This is a genomic window from Bacteroides sp. AM54-2NS (assembly GCF_003602935.1).
Taxonomy (GTDB): Bacteria; Bacteroidota; Bacteroidia; order Bacteroidales; family Bacteroidaceae; genus Bacteroides; species Bacteroides xylanisolvens.
On the sequence record NZ_QTMZ01000018.1, the window covers coordinates 46,308 to 63,826 of the forward strand.

Consider the following 17,519-nt stretch of genomic DNA (forward strand, 5'->3'; position numbering starts at 1 on the left):
TTTAAAAATATCATATTCATGAAGACAGGCGAATCTTTATTATCCATAGGTAAATTTATTGCAGAATATTCAGCCCATTTAATGGGGGCCGGAGTACACACCTCGCGGGTGGTACGCAACACAAAGCGTATTGGAGAGGCTTTCGGATTAGATGTCAAATTAAGCGTATTTCATAGAAACATCATTCTGACTATTATAGACAAAGAAACAAACGAGGCTTGTAACGAGGTTATAGACATTCCTGCACACCCGATCAGTTTTGAACATAATTCAGAGTTAAGCGCATTAAGCTGGGAAGCAGTAGACAATCATTTGTCATTGGAAGAATTGAAAGACAAATACAAGAAGATTATTTCTGCTCCGCGGATACACTCTCTTTTCGTATTATTATTAGTAGGATTTGCCAATGCCTCTTTCTGTAAATTATTCGGCGGTGATTTAATTTCGATGGGAATCGTGTTCTCGGCTACCATTACAGGATTCTACCTGAAACAACAAATGCAGGCGAAAAAGATCAATCATTATGTTGTATTTATTGTTTCGGCTTTTGTTGCTTCCCTGTGTGCTTCCACCGCGCTGATTTTCGACACAACTTCGGAGATTGCCATGGCAACCAGCGTGCTTTATCTTGTGCCTGGGGTGCCTTTGATTAATGGCGTGATTGATGTAGTAGAGGGATATGTATTAACAGGATTTGCCCGTCTGACAGAGGCTTCTTTGCTGATTGTCAGCATCGCTATCGGACTTTCCTTCACATTATTAATGGTAAAAAACAGTTTAATTTGATATGATAGCACTTGACATTCTTACGGATGGATTTTTTGCAGCAGTAGCAGGTATAGGATTTGGTGCAATTTCCGATCCTCCTTTGCGTGCATTCAAGATGATTGCCATACTGGCAGCATTGGGACACGCTTGTCGTTTTTGTTTAATGACTTATTTAGGCGTGGATATTGCCACAGGTTCGTTGTTTGCCGGATTAGTCATCGGCTTCGGTAGTTTGTGGTTAGGGAAAAAAGTATATTGCCCGATGACGGTATTGTACATTCCGGCGTTACTTCCCATGATTCCGGGAAAGTTTGCATACAACATGGTATTTTCACTTATCATGTGTCTGCAAAATGTGAATGATCCGGATAAACTGGACAAGTTCATGTCGATGTTCTTCTCTAATACTCTGATAGCAAGCACAGTGATTTTCATGTTGGCAGTAGGAGCTACGTTCCCGATGTTCCTGTTCCCACATAGAGCCTTTTCATTAACAAGACACTAAAACGAACTTTTATGGAGATTTTTTGGAGAACAATTGCATATTATAATTCAGCTACCTGGCTGTTACAGATAGTTATCATTCTGATTGGTATTGCATTGACCGGATTGCTTATCGGCCGACCACGTCCGTGGGTGAAAATGGCGATGAAGTTCTATATGATAGGTCTGTATACGTGGATTTCTCTGGTCTACTATTATATCTACTGTGAAGAGCGTAGTTATAATGGAGTAATGGCTATGTTTTGGGGTGTGATGGCTATCATTTGGATATGGGATGCGATTACGGGATATACTACCTTTGAACGTACCCACAAATATGATCTACTGTCTTATGTCCTGTTGGCAATGCCTTTTATATATCCTTTGGTTTCATTGGCACGCGGACTTTCATTCCCGGAAATGACTTCTCCGGTCATGCCTTGTTCGGTAGTGGTGTTTACCATCGGATTGTTATTGCTGTTTGCGCAAAAGGTCAATATGTTTTTGGTATTGTTCCTTTGCCATTGGTCACTGATCGGATTATCCAAAACTTATTTCTTTCAGATTCCGGAAGATTTCTTATTGGCAAGTGCCACGATCCCCGGCCTGTATCTTTTCTTTAGGGAATATTTCCTGAACAATCTGCATGCCGACACCAAGCCGAAAGCAAAATATATCAATTGGCTGTTGATAAGCGTTTGCGTCGGACTGGCCGTGTTGCTGACTACTACCATGTTTTTGGAATTGGTTCCGAAGGGTTAATCCGGCCACATAGAAGATATTCAGATCAAAAAAAGAGGCTGTTCAAAAAAACCTTGATTTTATAAAATCGTCCTTACTACGATAGACTATAGTAAGGACGATTTTTCTTTTAGGAACTTTGAGAACAGTTTCTTTTATATATCGTATCGTTTACTTAATTGCGTAGAATATCCGTAAGGCATATTGTATCACTGCATCAGGCAACCATTTTTTACTCTTCGCAAACAATACCTGTATCCAGGGACCTACTTTCGTCCGAAAAGGAGGATTGGTACGTTCCACTATCTTACAGATGGCAGCACCCAACTTCCGCGGATGGCATCCATTACGTTCTTCTTTTTCTATAATCTCTAATGATTTCAGAAAACTTTCTCCGTAATCGGCATCCAGTCTTGTCTGTTCGGAGATATTCCGGTTATCAGTAAATCCGGTGTTGAAATCTCCCGGTTCTACTACACAAACTTTTATATGGAACGGATGAACCTCTAAAGCCAATGCTTCGCTATATCCCTCCACTGCAAATTTCGAAGCAGAATAAAATCCCTGATAGGGAATTCCCATTACACCACCGATAGAACTGATATTGATAATCTTGCCCTTTCGCGCCTTTCGCATAGATGGCAAAACAGCTTTACACATATTCACTACGCCGAAGAAGTTTGTATTCATTTGTATATTCACTTCTTCTTCAGTAGCAAGTTCTAATGCGCCGCCGATACCTATTCCGGCATTATTAATCAATACGTCAATCCGTCCCTGCTCCGATAGAATCCGCTCTACGGCCTGACAAACGGAAAAGGAATTGGTAACATCGACAACAAGCATCTTTACTTGATTCATGTCTTCGGAAGGTTTCCGGCTTGTTCCATAAACGATGTGCCCTCGTTCCGATAACATTTGAGCGGTAATCTTGCCGAATCCGGAAGATGCTCCGGTGATAAGTATGACTTGTGGTTGCATATTTCTTATTTGCGGTATGGTACTAACTGCTCAATTATCATTTCTCCAAGATAGCAGTCATTTCTTCCCGCCAATCTTCACCATTCTTCGGCTGGAACGTTTCAAATCCGAGTTCCTTGCCTATATGGATATTTGAAGCGCCGTCATCAACAAATAAAGTTTCGGAAGGAATGATATTACAATCATTCACCATAAATTCGAAAATTTCGGGTGCAGGTTTCGTGTGACCGACCTGATAAGACAAATATAGTTTGTCACAATAATCATTCAACGGCTTTTTCTTCGATGAGAAATCGGGGCTGCATGCCCACGACATAACAAAAGGATTGGTATTACTTAAAATATACACATGATAGGACTTTCTCAATTCCAATATATAATCGAGTTTATTTAGATTTACTTCATTGAAAAAGCCCAGCCATGCCTGTTTGGTTTCCTCCATCGTCAATGGACGGCCACATAAATCCCCCAATTGTTTCCGAAACTCATCCGCGCTTAGCTTTCCTTCTTCCAATTCTTGAAAGATGCCGGTCTGGTGATATTTATCCAGCCGGGTATCAGCATCTGCCAGTCCTAGTTTGATAAATGCCTGAACCGCTTTGTCACGATCAATATCTACAATCACTCCTCCAAAATCAAATACAATGTTTTTAATCATGATATATAATTTTCTTGTTTGCTACAAAGATACGGCTTATCTTCTTAATTAATAGCCCGCAACGGCTTGATATTTGTCAAAAAAACATAGTGACGCTATCCTGTCAGGATAGTGACGCCATTTAGCAAGGATAGTGTCACTATAAGAACAGGATAGCGTCACTATATTTTGTGTAACTTATAGAAGCATAAATGCCGATTATTTTTTATATTTGCAAATCCAATCAATCCTTTGCAAAGACAAAAATAGAGTTATGAATAATCTTCGAATTTTATTGTATATGATGCTCCTTTCACTGGCTGCCTGTCATCCGGAAGGGACGAGCGTGAAGCAAGGGCTGGACAAGGCTGCGCAACTGATGGAGCAGGACCCTGATACAGCATCCATTATTCTTGAGACTATTCAGTCAAGCCAAATGAATGAGGCTCAACTGGCAGAGTATAATTTATTGTGTACCCAGCTCAACGAGGATAAAAACATTCCTCATTCCTCTGATAAGCAGATTAGGCAGGCGGCATCTTATTATGAGAAACACGGTGATGAATATCAAAAATCTAAAGTATATTATTATCTTGCCTGTGTAGAAAGTGATTTGGAACAGAAAGAGGATGCAGAAATCCACTTTAAGGAGGCAATCAAACTTGCCAAAGAAACAGAGGAATACGATCATCTGGCAAAAATATGCAAACGATGTAGTCTTTATTATCAGAAATACGGTAACTTTGATGAAGCACTGGAAATGGAAAGAAAGGCATACGCCAGTCAGTTGATATTAAATGATAACAAAAGTGATTCTTCGGTCATTCTGTCTTCTGCTTTAGGTATGTTTGGTGTGATGTCTTTGTTGCTTGGACTACTCTGGAAGAAAAACCGGCACGCACTTTCCCAACTGAATCTTTTCAAAGAGGAAATACTGAAGAAAGATGTCGAATCGGATAAGCTGATGTTGCGATGTAATCATCTCGAAGAGAAGTATCAGTCTCTTCAGTTACATATCTATGAAAGTTCTCCGGTTGTCTCAAAAGTACGGCAATTTAAGGAACGGAATGTTTTGTCTTCTAAAATCCCTTCTTTCTCCGAGAAAGACTGGACAGAGTTGCTGCGACTTCAAGAGAATGTCTATGGACTTGTTTCTAAATTGAAAGAGATAAGTCCAAAACTCACGGAAGAAGATTTAAGGGTATGTGCTTTTCTACGGGAAGGAGTTCAACCGGCTTATTTTGCTGATTTAATGAAACTTACTACCGAAACACTAACACGAAGAATTTCCAGAATAAAAACGGAGAAACTGATGCTGATAAACTCGAAAGAATCATTGGAAGATATTATTAAATCACTGGGGACTTCGCCACTTTAGTGGAGAAATTTATTTCAGTGCAGAAATGAATGAAAGTTTTGTCTACTATAAAGTTGAAAAACGTAAAAACATCTGCCACCTGCAACGAAAAGCGTGTAATACACTAGTTGACAAATAGTTGGAGCGTTGCAGATACCTGCGGCAGATAGGTTGCAGATAAAGTATCTGCAACACGTTATATAATCAAAGAAAAAGCCTTTATTCCTTTATGCAAAGCTATGGGATAATTGGGATGGCTCTATGGATAATTTGTAGTGTCTCTACGGAGAAACGACAGTATCCTTACGTAGAAACTGTAGTGTCCCGCCTTGGGAACTCTCGTTCCTACCGTGGAAACTGTAGTTTCTAATGCAGGAAACGATAATTCCCCGCCTGGAAACAGGAAGTTATGTATTCAAATAAACTTTTGCACTCCTAAAGAATTAGCTTATGTAAAGTTTATACTGTGTTGCAGATAAAGTATCTGCAACCTATCTGCCGCAGGTATCTGCAACGTTCCAACTATTTATCAACTAGCACATTACACGCTTTTCGTTGCAGGTGGCAGATGTTTTTACGTTTTTCAACTTTATAGTAGGGGATTACGCATCACAATTATGCTCAAAACCGTAAGTAATGAATAAAATTCACCTCTGTGCCCTCTGTGTCCTCTGTGGTGAAAACCCGTACAGAAATAAGCTAAAATTGAAGAAACAATGAAATTACAGAATAAATAAATTTCCTCTATATATATGCTGTCTGCTTTTGTCTGTATTTAGACTTCTATTAAGTCTGAATATCAATAAATTACGGAATCATTTTGTCCGTATCTGTCCGGCTAAAAACACTTATCATATATGCATGTTCTGTAACTTTGCAAACAAAAAAATGACAGAACAATGAGTTACTTATTATTTAAAAGAGGAAACGATTTAGGAGGTTGGATTGTCTTTCTGATAGCAGCTTTTGTGTATGGAATGACTATTGAACCTACCGCAAGTTTTTGGGATTGTCCCGAATTTATTTCGTGTGCCGAAAAGCTAGAAGTAGGTCATCCACCGGGAGCACCTTTCTATATGCTTGTCGGGAATCTATTCACCCAGTTTGCATCCGATGCTTCGCAGGTGTCGCGCATGGTCAACTTTTTAAATGCACTATTAAGTGCAGGGTGCATTTTATTTCTTTTTTGGAGTATTACCCGATTGGTGCGAAGCATACTTACGGATGATGCACGGAAGCTATCAACGACCGACGTAATTATCATTTTAGGAGCAGGGTTTGTAGGAGCTTTGGCTTACACCTTCAGCGATACATTCTGGTTCAGTGCGGTAGAGGGTGAAGTATATGCCTTCTCTTCCTTCCTCACAGCTTTGGTTTTTTGGATGATTCTTCGCTGGCAGGACGAAGCAGATTCAATATCCGGCGACCGCTGGATTATCCTGATAGCCTATATCATAGGACTTTCCATCGGAGTACATCTGCTCAATCTGCTTTGTATTCCTGCTATTGTATTGGTGTTCTATTACCAAAAATACCAAGCAATATCACTCAAGGGAGTGATCGGAACGATTGCGCTGTCCGGTCTTCTTATTGTATTGATTCTCTTTGTTTATATACCCGGAATGGCTGATATGGGAGGATGGTTCGAGCTATTCTTCGTCAATGTATTGGGATTTCCTTTCCAAACAGGATTAATCATTTTTCTGACTTTAGTCCTGTTTTTGTTGATAGGAGCCATCTACCGATTCAAAAAACGCATAGTACATACCGGTTTATGGTGCCTGCTCATGCTCACCATAGGATATACCACTTATGCGGTCATATTGATTCGTGCCAATGCCAATACACCGCTTAATGAAAATGCACCGGATCATATTTTCACGCTCAAAAGCTACCTGAATCGCGAACAGTATGAAAGTGCCCCTTTACTTTATGGAAGAACCTACGCTTCCGAACCGGAGTATGTGCCCGAAGGAGACTATTACAAAGTGAAAACAGAAAAAGGTAGTGCCATATATCGACAAGATAAAGAAGAAGGCAAGTATAAAATCATCGGCTATAAAGAAAATGTGTGCTACACTCAAAATATGTTGTTTCCGCGAATGTGGAATGATCGTTTGGCTGCTTCTTATAAAGGATGGTCGGGAAGCACGAATGATGTACCCACACAAAAAGAGAACCTGACTTATTTCATTACATACCAACTCAACTACATGTATGTACGTTATTTCCTATGGAATTTTGTCGGACGGCAGAATGATATTCAAGGAAGCGGTGAACCGGAACACGGCAACTGGATTACAGGAATTTCCTGGCTTGACAACCTGCGCTTGGGGGATCAGAAGCTTTTACCGAAATCTTTGCGTCAGAATAAAGGGCACAATGTTTTCTATGGTTTGCCGTTATTATTAGGACTACTTGGTATCTATTGGCAATGGGCACGTGGAAAGAAAGGCAAGCAACAATTCAGTGTCTTGTTTTTCCTTTTCTTTATGACCGGATTGGCGATTGTGCTCTATCTGAATCAGACTCCCGGACAACCTCGCGAACGGGATTATGCGTATGCAGGTTCGTTCTATGCCTTCGCTATCTGGATCGGGATGGGAGCTGCCGGATGCTGTGACATGCTTCGTCGGAAGCACTTTAAAGTCCTCCCAGTCAGCTTACTCATGCTGCTTTGCCTGCTCATCCCCGTACAAATGGCAAGCCAGACTTGGGACGATCACGACCGGAGCAACCGGTATACCTGCCGTGACTTTGGGGCTAATTATCTAATGACGCTTCCCGATACAGGAAATCCGATCATATTCTGTAACGGAGACAATGATACGTTCCCTTTGTGGTATAATCAGGACACGGAAGAGGTACGCAGAGATTCACGCATCTGCAACTTAAGTTATGCGCAAACCGACTGGTATATTTATCAGCAACAATGTCCTCTATACAATGCTCCCGGACTACCGATCAGCTGGAAACAAAATCAATATCAAGAGGGAAAAAACGAATATGTAGCCGTTCGTCCGGAGTTGAAAAAACAAATAGAAGAATTGTATCAAAAGCATCCCGAAGAAGCCCGTGACAGTTTTGGAGATGATCCGTATGAGATAAAGAATATCTTGAAACATTGGGTATTTGCAGAGAAGCAGGAATTTCATGTGATACCTACCGATACGATAAATATTCACATCGATAAGGATGCAGTGCTTCGTTCGGGAATAATGCTACCTAAAGCCATTCGTCATTTAAAAGGAGAAGAATTGAAAAATGCGATACCGGATAAACTATCTATTTCTCTGAAAGATATACGCCTGCTGACTAAAGTAGATTTGCTCATACTCGAAATATTGGCTAACTGCAACTGGGAACGTCCGTTATACATGGCTATCTCGGTGGGAAATGCCACTAAATTGAAGTTTGATGATTACTTTGTCCAGGAAGGATTGGCATTCCGGTTTACCCCGTTTAATTATAAAAAATGGGGAGACGCGGAAGGGGACAATGGATATGCAATAGATACGGAGAAATTCTACGAGAATGTGATGAACAAATATAAATATGGAGGATTAGATACTCCCGGACTTTATCTGGACGAAACGACTATGCGCATCTGCTATTCCCACCGAAGGCTCTTTGCTCAACTGGCGAAAGAACTGGTGAAACAAGGAGACAATGCCCGTGCCCAAAAAGTATTAGCGTATGCCGAACAAGCTATTCCGGCGTATAATGTACCTCAAGTATACGAGAGTGGTTCGTATGAGATAGCCACAGCTTATGCCTCCATAGGAAAAACCGGGAAAGCGATCACTTTATTGAATGATCTGATAGCAGAATCGAAAGATTATATCGACTGGGCTTTCTCGCTGGGAGATAGCCGGATAGCAATGGTTCAACGGGATTGCCTGTATAAGTTCTGGCAGTGGAATCAGTGTAATGAATTACTGAAAGATATGGATAAAGAGAGGTATAAACAGAGTAATCAACAGTTTGAAGAGAAATACATGCGACTCACTCAACTAATGAATTATCAAAACTAAACTCAAGAAAGATGAAAACAAAAATAGTAAAAGAGAAAGAACAGGAAACTGTATTAAACAAAAAGAATTACATCATTTTAATAATCGGTTCGATATTGATTATCGCAGGATATATATTGATGAGCGGCGAGGGGAGTACCCTTGCCGCCTATCATCCCGATATATTTAGCGAAACACGCATACGCATTGCCCCTTTAGTCTGTTTGTTAGGCTATCTGCTGAATGTATTTGGTATTCTTTACCGGCCATTAAAATAAAATAAATCCTCCTAATATCATTAATATTTCAAAAAAGAGCATTCATATAAGATAAATTATTGTTTCTTTTGTCCTAATGAAATGAAAGTTGGGAAATAGTATGAGTAATAACATTGATATAAAAACGCTGGAGGCCTTTCAGGATGGGAATCACAAGGCCTTTGAGACTATTTTTATAGCATACTACAACAAAACCAAAACATTCATTGACGGATATATAAAATCGGAGCCCGATGCAGAAGAGCTGACAGAGGATTTATTTGTCAATCTTTGGATCAATCGTCATTCCATTGATACATCCAAATCATTCAATTCTTATTTGCACACCATTGCCAGAAATGCAGCCATCAACTTCCTGAAACATAAATATGTGTGCGATGCCTATCTGAACAACAACCAAGATACAGAATATAGCTCTACTTCCGAAGAAGACCTTATTGCCAAGGAACTGGAAATGCTGATTGACAAACTTGTCGGAGGAATGCCCGAACAACGGAGAATGATTTATACATTGAGCCGTAACGAAGGACTATCCAATGCCGAGATTGCCGAACGCCTGAATACTACCAAAAGAAATGTTGAAAGCCAGTTAAGCCTTGCTTTGAAAGAAATACGGAAGGTGATTTCATGTTTTTTGGTATCACTACTATAAATTGACGAAAAAAAAACGCCCAATCATTTTCTGCTGTTCACTTATTAGTTATCTTTGTAAAACAAAAGAGAGTCGTATGACAGGAAAAAGGGAATATGTTCGCCAAGTAGTAGCATATGCAAACTACTTTAAAGATTTTAGGAAGACTTTGCCTCGGAATGTATTGCAGAAAATGTATCAGATCTTCATATACATCATGACATTGGAGCAAATACCTGAAAAATATCTTAAATCGGTAACTGGTGTGCAGGGATTATTCGAAATTCGCATAGAAGAAAGTAGTAACATATATCGTGTTTTCTGTTGTATGGATGATGGGAATCTAGTGATATTATTCAATGGATTCCAAAAGAAAACTCAAAAAACACCTTTGGCTGAAATAGAAAGAGCCAAACGAATAATGAATGAGTATTTTCAGAAAAAAAGAGAAAGGAGGGATAAACAATGGATAATGAAAAGTTGAAAGAAAGAGGATGTACTCCTCTTGAAGATTTAATCTCTGAAGATTTTGGAGTTCCTGGAACTGCAGAACGTTACGAGTTTGAAAACAGTTGTGAAGCATTTATCATTGGTGAACAATTACGAGCAGAAAGATTAAAGGCTGGTATGACACAAGAGCAGCTTGCTGCTAAAATTGGTACAAAAAAAAGTTATATATCGCGTATTGAAAATGGTCATACTGATATTCAACTTTCTACGTTATTTAAAATATTCCAAGGATTGGGACGTAAAATCAGTTTCACAATTATGTAATCGCGAAACTGAAAATGTATATATCAAGGTGGTGCTGTTACAGAGGTCTAAACAAAGAAAACTTTTGTAATATCTTCACCTTTTTTCTTTATATAATTACTTTTCAAAAAAACTTCTATTTTCTTATTGAGCTTTTTGCCACCAAACTGTATATATAGTAAAGTGCAGCAAAAATGAAGAAAAGTAATATCAGTAAAATCATCAAAATGTTCCTCTCCGCCCGTTTTCCATCCGAAACGGAAGAAAAAGTGCAGAAGTGGATCATCAAAGATAAAAATCAGCAGGCGAAAGCTAAAGCTTCACTGGATTTTTGGAATGAATTGGACGTAGAAGCCGATTCGAATACTTATGCTTCATTGGAACGGGTGAATTTAAGAACGGGATATAATAAGGAGCATCTCACCAACATAGTTTCTTATCAGAAATTTGCCCGTATTGCCGCCGTTATTATTCCTTTGTTTTTATTTGCAGGAGGAATGTTCTACTATCTTTCTCCCCAAAACGAAATGATAGAAGTATCCGTTGCCTACGGAGAACAGAAACGCCTGATCTTACCAGACAGTTCGGAAGTATGGTTGAACGCGGGAAGTACCATTTTATACCCGGAAACTTTTGCCAAAGATAAACGCTTGGTCATGCTTGACGGCGAAGCTTATTTCTCTGTCAAAAAAGATACCGCAAGTCCTTTTATTGTAGAAGCGTCCCAACTTTCGGTGAAAGTGCTCGGAACCAGATTCAACGTGAAAGCCTATCCTAATGATGAGAAAATAACTACTACATTGACTAGCGGTAAGGTGGAAGTGAGCGTTCAGTCCCAACCTCCCCATATACTAAAGCCCAATGAGCAGCTTACATACGACAAAAAATCATCAGACATCCATATATCAATGATAGATACCAATGATACCAACTGCTGGATAGTGGGAAAACTAGTCTTTACCAATGCCAGTGCCGGAGAAATATTCCGAACCTTGGAAAGACACTACAACACCACGATTGATAATACAGCAACTATCCCCACATCGAAACGATATACGTCAAGTTTCTAAAAGATGAAAGCCTGGATGAAATACTGAATATATTGAAAGATATAATCGGCTTTGATTATCAGCAGTATGAAAAGAAAATAGTAGTAACCCAACCATAAAAAAGAAACAGCCTATGAATAAAAAGAACCGGGAAGTAGCTTGAGACCCTCTTCCCAGTTCTGAAATGTCTACCCTCATTCAACAAGTGACGTAAAATGAAGTATCAACATACAAATATAGAATAATGAATCGAATAAATACAAAGAAAAGAGCAGGTAAGCTCGCCATTTTTTTATTTTTTACTTTTCTCTCTCTTACAACTGTTGCACAGAATAAAGAAAAAAAGATTACCATACAAAATAAAAAGATCTCATTAAAAGAGGCTTTTGCACAAATAGAGACACAAACCGGATATAGCATCGCTTATGAGCAATCGAAGCTGGATATCGAAAAGAAGCACTCTTTATCTCTCAAAAATGTAACTGTCGACAAAGCCATGACCCAACTATTGAAAGGAACAGGATATGCATATAAAATAAAAGGATATCATATTATTATCTCTTTGCAGGATAACAAGCAAAAGCCCGCCAACAATGATACACAAAAACTGACTCAAACCATAAGAGGAATTGTTGTTGATTCCAAAACCAATACGCCGATAGAATATGCCTCCGTCTGTATAACAGAAGATCCTCGCGGGGAGGTTCGACTGACGAACGGGGAAATTTCCGGATTAATAATGTCCCGGTAGGGCGTTATAATATTCAGGCAACTTTTATGGGGTATCGCTCAAGTATCATCACCGAAGTATCTGTCACTTCTTCCAAAGAAGTATTTGTAGAGATTCCAATGGATGAAAATGTACAGGATTTGGCCGAAGTGCTTGTCAAACCGGAAATAAAAAAAGACCGGACTGTCAACCCGATGGCCATCACAGGAGGACGTATGATTAGTATCGAAGAAGCGTCACGATTTGCCAATGGCTTTGACGACCCTGCACGGTTGAGTTCTGCATTTGCAGGAGTAGCAGGAGATGTCGGTACCAATGCAGTTGCCATCCGGGGAAACGCTCCACAATTTACCCAATGGAGACTGGAGGGAATTGAAATACCTAATCCTACCCATTTTGCCGATTTATCAGGTTTGGGCGGAGGATTCCTGTCCGGTTTGAGTACGCAAGTCATCGGCAACTCCGACTTCTACAACGGAGCTTTCCCTGCGGAATACAGCAATGCCTTATCAGGAGTTTTCGATATGCATCTGCGAAATGGTAATAATCAGAAGTACGAACACGCTTTTCAGGTCGGACTCATGGGGATAGATTTGGCTTCGGAAGGTCCTATCAATAAAAAACGGGGAAGTTCCTACCTGATTAATTACCGTTTTTCCACTACCTCGCTGGCGTCGGGCAATGACATCAACCTGAAATATCAGGATTTAGCCTTTAAACTGAATTTCCCCACACGTAAAGCCGGAACCTTTTCGATCTGGGGATTAGGATTGATCGACAGGAACAAGGCAGAGGTTTTGGATCGTTCCGAATGGGAAACGATGGGAGACCGGTCGTCGGGATCTAACAAACTGGATAAACTGGCAGGCGGGCTAACTCATAAATATGTAATTAATGAAAATACCTATATCCGTTCGTCTCTATCTGCAACCTATTCGAAAGATCATTCACTAGTCAACTTACAGACTGACGATGGAACCATTGTCCAAGTGGGAGATATTCAAAACAGCAGATGGAATTTTGTGTTCAATTCTTATCTGAACAAGAAATTCAGTTCGAGGCACACCAATAGAACGGGGATTACCATTACGGAACTTAAATATGATCTTGATTATAAGGTCAGTCCTTATTTTGGATTAAACCAACCCATGGAGCAGCTTTCGAAAGGTAGTGGAGAAAGTACAGTTCTTTCGGCGTATAGCAGTTCCGTAATCAACTTGAGCAATAACCTGACAACCAGTTTGGGAGTTACCGGACAATACTTTACTTTAAACAAGAATTGGTCGATAGAACCGAGAGTCGCGCTCAAATGGGAAATAAATCCTGCACATTCTTTAGCGGTAGCTTACGGTTTGCACAGCCATAGGGAAAGGCTCGATTATTATTTTGTCGAACAGATAATCAATGGTAAAAAGGAATCAAACCGATACCTGGATTTTTCTAAGGCACATCATTTCGGATTTACTTATGACTGGAATATTAATCAAAGTCTGCATCTGAAAATAGAACCCTATTATCAATACCTGTTCCACATACCGGTGGAAAAGAATTCTTCCTTTTCGATTATTAATTACGAAGAATTCTATTTAGACCGGATCCTGACAAGCACCGGAACAGCGAAAAACTATGGAATAGATATAACATTGGAGCAGTATATGAAAAATGGCTTCTACTATATGATTACAGGTTCATTATTCAAGTCGAAATATAGGGGAGGAGATCGTATCTGGCGAAATACAAGACTGGACAAAAGTTATTTAGTGAACTTGCTCGCCGGAAAAGAATGGATGGTCGGCAGACTCAAACAAAATGTATTAAGTATAAACGGACGCCTGTTTTTTCAGGGAGGGGGACGCTATACTCCTGTGGATGAAGAAAAAAGCCAGGAAGAACGCGACATCGTTTTTGACGAAAGCAAGGCATATACCAAACGTTTCAATCCTTCCATTAATGGTGATGTCTCTATCAGCTTCCGGATCAATAAGAAAAGAGTGTCTCACGAGTTCTCTCTAAAGATACTGAATGTAGGTATGCGCACCGGAATGCATTTCTATGAATACAATGAAAGAACAAGCGTAGTAGAAGAAAAAGACGGATCGGGATTGATTCCGAACATCAGCTACAAAATTTATTTCTAAAGCACTGAATAAGAAAAGGTTTGTTCACACAATAGACTGACACCCAACAGACAATTGCTTTCAGTAATTATGGTATAACAATCTGTAATCTATATACTAACGGGCTTTCTGAATACCTGTATATTTGCTGCGTGAAATAATTTAGTCATTAATTATATGCGTATCATATTCAAGAAATTCAGAACACGTATGATTGTAGGATGTATATTAGCTATAATAGCGTTGCTGGCTGTGTCAGTCATTGTTTTTATCAATCAACCCAGCTTCGGCAGAACTCCTCGCGGGGAACGGCTGGAGAGAGTCATGAAATCTCCCAATTATAGAAACGGAGAATTTAAAAACCTGCACGAAACCCTGTTGATGACTTCCGACAGAGGACGTTTTAGCGGAATCTGGGAGTTCATTTTCAAAAAGATAGATGGTCTGCGTCCCGAACAGGCTGTCAAAACAACAAAGACGGATTTACGGAAGATTGACCGTCACGAAGAAATATTGGTATGGTTCGGACATTCATCTTACCTGATTCAAACGGGAGGAAAACGAATATTGGTTGACCCGGTATTCTGTATCGCTTCTCCTGTATCTTTTGTCAACAAGCCCTTCAAAGGTACGGAACGTTATACACCGGATGATATGCCAGACATTGATTATCTGGTGATTAGTCACGATCATTGGGATCATTTGGATTACAACACGGTCAAAAAACTACAAGACCGGATTGGAGCAGTGATTTGCCCGTTGGGTGTCGGTGAACACTTTGAATACTGGGGATTCGATAAAGAACGTATAGTAGAGCTTGACTGGAATGAAGATGCACGTCTTGCTCCCGGCTTTATGATACATTGTTTGCCCGCCCGTCATTTCTCCGGCCGCGGACTTACTGCCAACCAGTCACTTTGGGCTTCTTTCCTGTTGGAAGCTCCTTCACAAAAGATATACATTGGCGGAGACGGAGGGTATGATACACATTATGCGGAAATAGGCAACCGCTTCCCCGATATCGACCTTGCAATCCTTGAAAACGGGCAATACGACAAAGAGTGGAGCTTAATCCACCTCATGCCCCAATATATGGCGCAGACAGCCAGAGACTTAAAAGCGAAGAAAGTCCTGACCGTACATCATTCTAAATATGCGTTAGCCAAACATCGTTGGGACGAGCCTTTGAAGAATGCAGAAGAGATGAAGAATAAAGATTACCTCAATGTATTGATTCCGGAGATCGGAGAGGTCGTGACATTAGAAAAATAGCTCTTCACCCAATATGGTTAAACGTTTCTTTTCTATTTATCAGTAAAATTGGTAAAACATTCTGTAATCTGTATAGTTGAAAAACAAATTTCACTGATTAAATTTGCAACGTTGAAATACAGATGGTTCAATCCTGACTGTTTTGGACATTTAGAGATAACTACTATAAATTGAAAATTAAAAAAGTTTATGCTACGTACTATCAGACTTACAGCCGCCATTGTGTGCTTTACGCTTATTACCCTGCTTTTTCTCGACTTTACGGGTACATTGCACACATGGTTCGGATGGTTGGCGAAAATTCAATTTCTGCCGGCTTTATTAGCCTTGAATATAGGTGTCGTATTGTTTTTAGTTGTATTTACATTCCTGTTCGGGCGTATCTATTGCTCCGTTATCTGTCCGTTGGGAGTGTTTCAGGACATCGTTTCGTGGGTATCCGGTAAACAAAAGAAAAATCGTTTCCGCTATTCACCGGCAATGAAATGGTTGCGGTATGGCGTTTTAGGAGTGTTCATTATCATGATGGTTGCAGGGCTGAATTCTTTGGCTATCTTACTGGCTCCGTATAGTGCTTATGGACGAATAGCTTCCAGCCTTTTCGCGCCGGTTTGGCAATGGGGAAACAACCTGTTGGCATACTTTGCCGAACGAATGGATAGTTATGCTTTTTATGAGGTAGATGTATGGATGAAGAGCCTTTTAACACTGATTATTGCCGTTGTCACTCTCATTGTCCTTTTCATTCTGGCGTGGCGCAATGGACGAACGTATTGCAATACCATCTGTCCGGTGGGTACTGTATTGGGATTTATATCCAAATATGCGATATTCAAACCGGTGATTGATACTTCCAAATGTAATAGTTGCGGTTTATGTGCCCGTAATTGCAAAGCATCATGTATCAATTCAAAAGCTCATGAAATTGATTATAGTCGTTGTGTGGCTTGTATGGATTGCATCGGAAAGTGTAAGCATGGAGCCATTAAATACACTCGACGGAAACCTAAAAACGAAACAGCTACAAGCGAAGATATGAAAGCAAAGGCTGTCACTACCGAACAGATTGATAATGCCCGCCGTAGCTTCCTTTCGGCATCGGCTATCTTTGCGACAACTTCTGTCCTGAAAGCACAGGAAAAGAAAGTGGACGGCGGGTTAGCCACTATTGAGGATAAGAAGATCCCGAACAGAGAAAATCCAATTTATCCTCCCGGTGCATTAAGCGCGCGCAATTTCGCTCAACATTGCACTGCCTGCCAATTATGCGTATCTGTTTGCCCCAACCAGGTGTTGCGTCCTTCAGACAATCTGATGACGTTGATGCAACCGGAAATGTCGTATGAACGTGGATATTGTCGTCCCGAATGTGCAAAATGTGCGGAAGTATGCCCGACAGATGCTATTCATCTGACCAGTCTTGCTGAGAAATCGGCTATTCAGATCGGACATGCCGTATGGATTAAAGAGAACTGTGTGCCTTTGACGGATGGAATGGAGTGTGGCAACTGTGCCCGCCATTGCCCGACAGGTGCTATACAAATGGTGGCTTCCGATCCTGACAAGGCGGATTCTCTAAAGATTCCGGTAGTGAATGTAGAAAAATGCATTGGTTGCGGAGCGTGTGAGAACCTTTGTCCGTCCCGTCCTTTCAGTGCCATTTATGTGAGCGGGCATCAGATGCACAGAATTATTTGATCTAAATCAGT

13 protein-coding genes and 2 pseudogenes are annotated in these 17,519 nt (G+C 40.3%); 13 read left to right on the forward strand and 2 right to left on the reverse strand.

The genetic code is table 11. The features are described from left to right. Window positions 1-18 precede the first annotated feature (18 nt). The 3 genes from DXA05_RS12885 to DXA05_RS12895 are packed head-to-tail and all read left to right on the forward strand — an operon-like array spanning window position 19 to window position 2,013. The gene (locus tag DXA05_RS12885; protein ID WP_022198938.1) at window positions 19-786 is read left to right on the forward strand and encodes a threonine/serine exporter family protein; all 768 of its coding nucleotides are present in this window, start codon (window positions 19-21) and stop codon (window positions 784-786) included. Between the two features lies 1 nt (window position 787). After that, window positions 788-1,273, forward strand: coding sequence for a threonine/serine exporter family protein (locus DXA05_RS12890; protein WP_004318282.1), 486 nt, complete (start codon window positions 788-790; stop codon window positions 1,271-1,273). A gap of 11 nt (window positions 1,274-1,284) precedes the next feature. Further along, window positions 1,285-2,013, forward strand: coding sequence for a DUF6064 family protein (locus DXA05_RS12895; RefSeq protein ID WP_004296021.1), 729 nt, complete (start codon window positions 1,285-1,287; stop codon window positions 2,011-2,013). A 150-nt stretch (window positions 2,014-2,163) separates the two neighbouring features. Here the strand turns inward: DXA05_RS12895 and DXA05_RS12900 are convergent, their stop codons facing one another. Both DXA05_RS12900 and DXA05_RS12905 read right to left on the reverse strand, forming a co-directional pair. Then, window positions 2,164-2,973 carry an SDR family oxidoreductase gene (locus tag DXA05_RS12900; RefSeq protein ID WP_128859223.1) on the reverse strand — a complete coding sequence of 270 codons (810 nt, stop codon included), beginning with the start codon at window positions 2,971-2,973 and terminating at the stop codon, window positions 2,164-2,166. Between the two features lie 37 nt (window positions 2,974-3,010). After that, window positions 3,011-3,631: an HAD family phosphatase gene (locus tag DXA05_RS12905; RefSeq protein ID WP_004314330.1), complete on the reverse strand. Its 621-nt coding sequence runs from the start codon at window positions 3,629-3,631 to the stop codon at window positions 3,011-3,013. A 253-nt stretch (window positions 3,632-3,884) separates the two neighbouring features. Here DXA05_RS12905 and DXA05_RS12910 point away from each other — a divergent pair, with 253 nt between their 5' ends. From DXA05_RS12910 to DXA05_RS12955, 10 genes and pseudogenes are all read left to right on the forward strand, one after another. Next, window positions 3,885-4,988: a tetratricopeptide repeat protein gene (locus tag DXA05_RS12910; protein ID WP_128859224.1), complete on the forward strand. Its 1,104-nt coding sequence runs from the start codon at window positions 3,885-3,887 to the stop codon at window positions 4,986-4,988. Between the two features lie 878 nt (window positions 4,989-5,866). Next, window positions 5,867-9,001, forward strand: coding sequence for a DUF2723 domain-containing protein (locus tag DXA05_RS12915; RefSeq protein ID WP_128859225.1), 3,135 nt, complete (start codon window positions 5,867-5,869; stop codon window positions 8,999-9,001). Between the two features lie 11 nt (window positions 9,002-9,012). After that, complete coding sequence (locus tag DXA05_RS12920) at window positions 9,013-9,258, forward strand: DUF3098 domain-containing protein (protein WP_128859226.1); 246 nt, start codon at window positions 9,013-9,015, stop codon at window positions 9,256-9,258. A gap of 100 nt (window positions 9,259-9,358) precedes the next feature. Next, window positions 9,359-9,910, forward strand: coding sequence for an RNA polymerase sigma-70 factor (locus tag DXA05_RS12925; protein WP_008647509.1), 552 nt, complete (start codon window positions 9,359-9,361; stop codon window positions 9,908-9,910). A gap of 76 nt (window positions 9,911-9,986) precedes the next feature. After that, window positions 9,987-10,373, forward strand: a complete 387-nt coding sequence (locus DXA05_RS12930) for a type II toxin-antitoxin system RelE/ParE family toxin (RefSeq protein ID WP_128859227.1) — start codon at window positions 9,987-9,989, stop codon at window positions 10,371-10,373. Further along, entirely contained in the window at window positions 10,355-10,663 is a 309-nt protein-coding gene (locus DXA05_RS12935; protein WP_120068471.1) for a helix-turn-helix transcriptional regulator, read from the forward strand. The genes DXA05_RS12930 and DXA05_RS12935 overlap by 19 nt, the downstream gene beginning before the upstream one ends. 173 nt (window positions 10,664-10,836) lie before the next feature. Continuing rightward, a pseudogene (locus DXA05_RS12940) lies at window positions 10,837-11,810 on the forward strand (FecR domain-containing protein). Window positions 11,811-11,935: 125 nt separating this feature from the next. Further along, window positions 11,936-14,559, forward strand: a pseudogene (locus DXA05_RS12945) (carboxypeptidase regulatory-like domain-containing protein). Between the two features lie 147 nt (window positions 14,560-14,706). Continuing rightward, entirely contained in the window at window positions 14,707-15,810 is a 1,104-nt protein-coding gene (locus DXA05_RS12950; RefSeq protein WP_128859228.1) for an MBL fold metallo-hydrolase, read from the forward strand. 189 nt (window positions 15,811-15,999) lie between these two features. After that, window positions 16,000-17,508 carry a 4Fe-4S binding protein gene (locus DXA05_RS12955; RefSeq protein WP_128859229.1) on the forward strand — a complete coding sequence of 503 codons (1,509 nt, stop codon included), beginning with the start codon at window positions 16,000-16,002 and terminating at the stop codon, window positions 17,506-17,508. The last annotated feature ends 11 nt before the right edge of the window (window positions 17,509-17,519 follow it).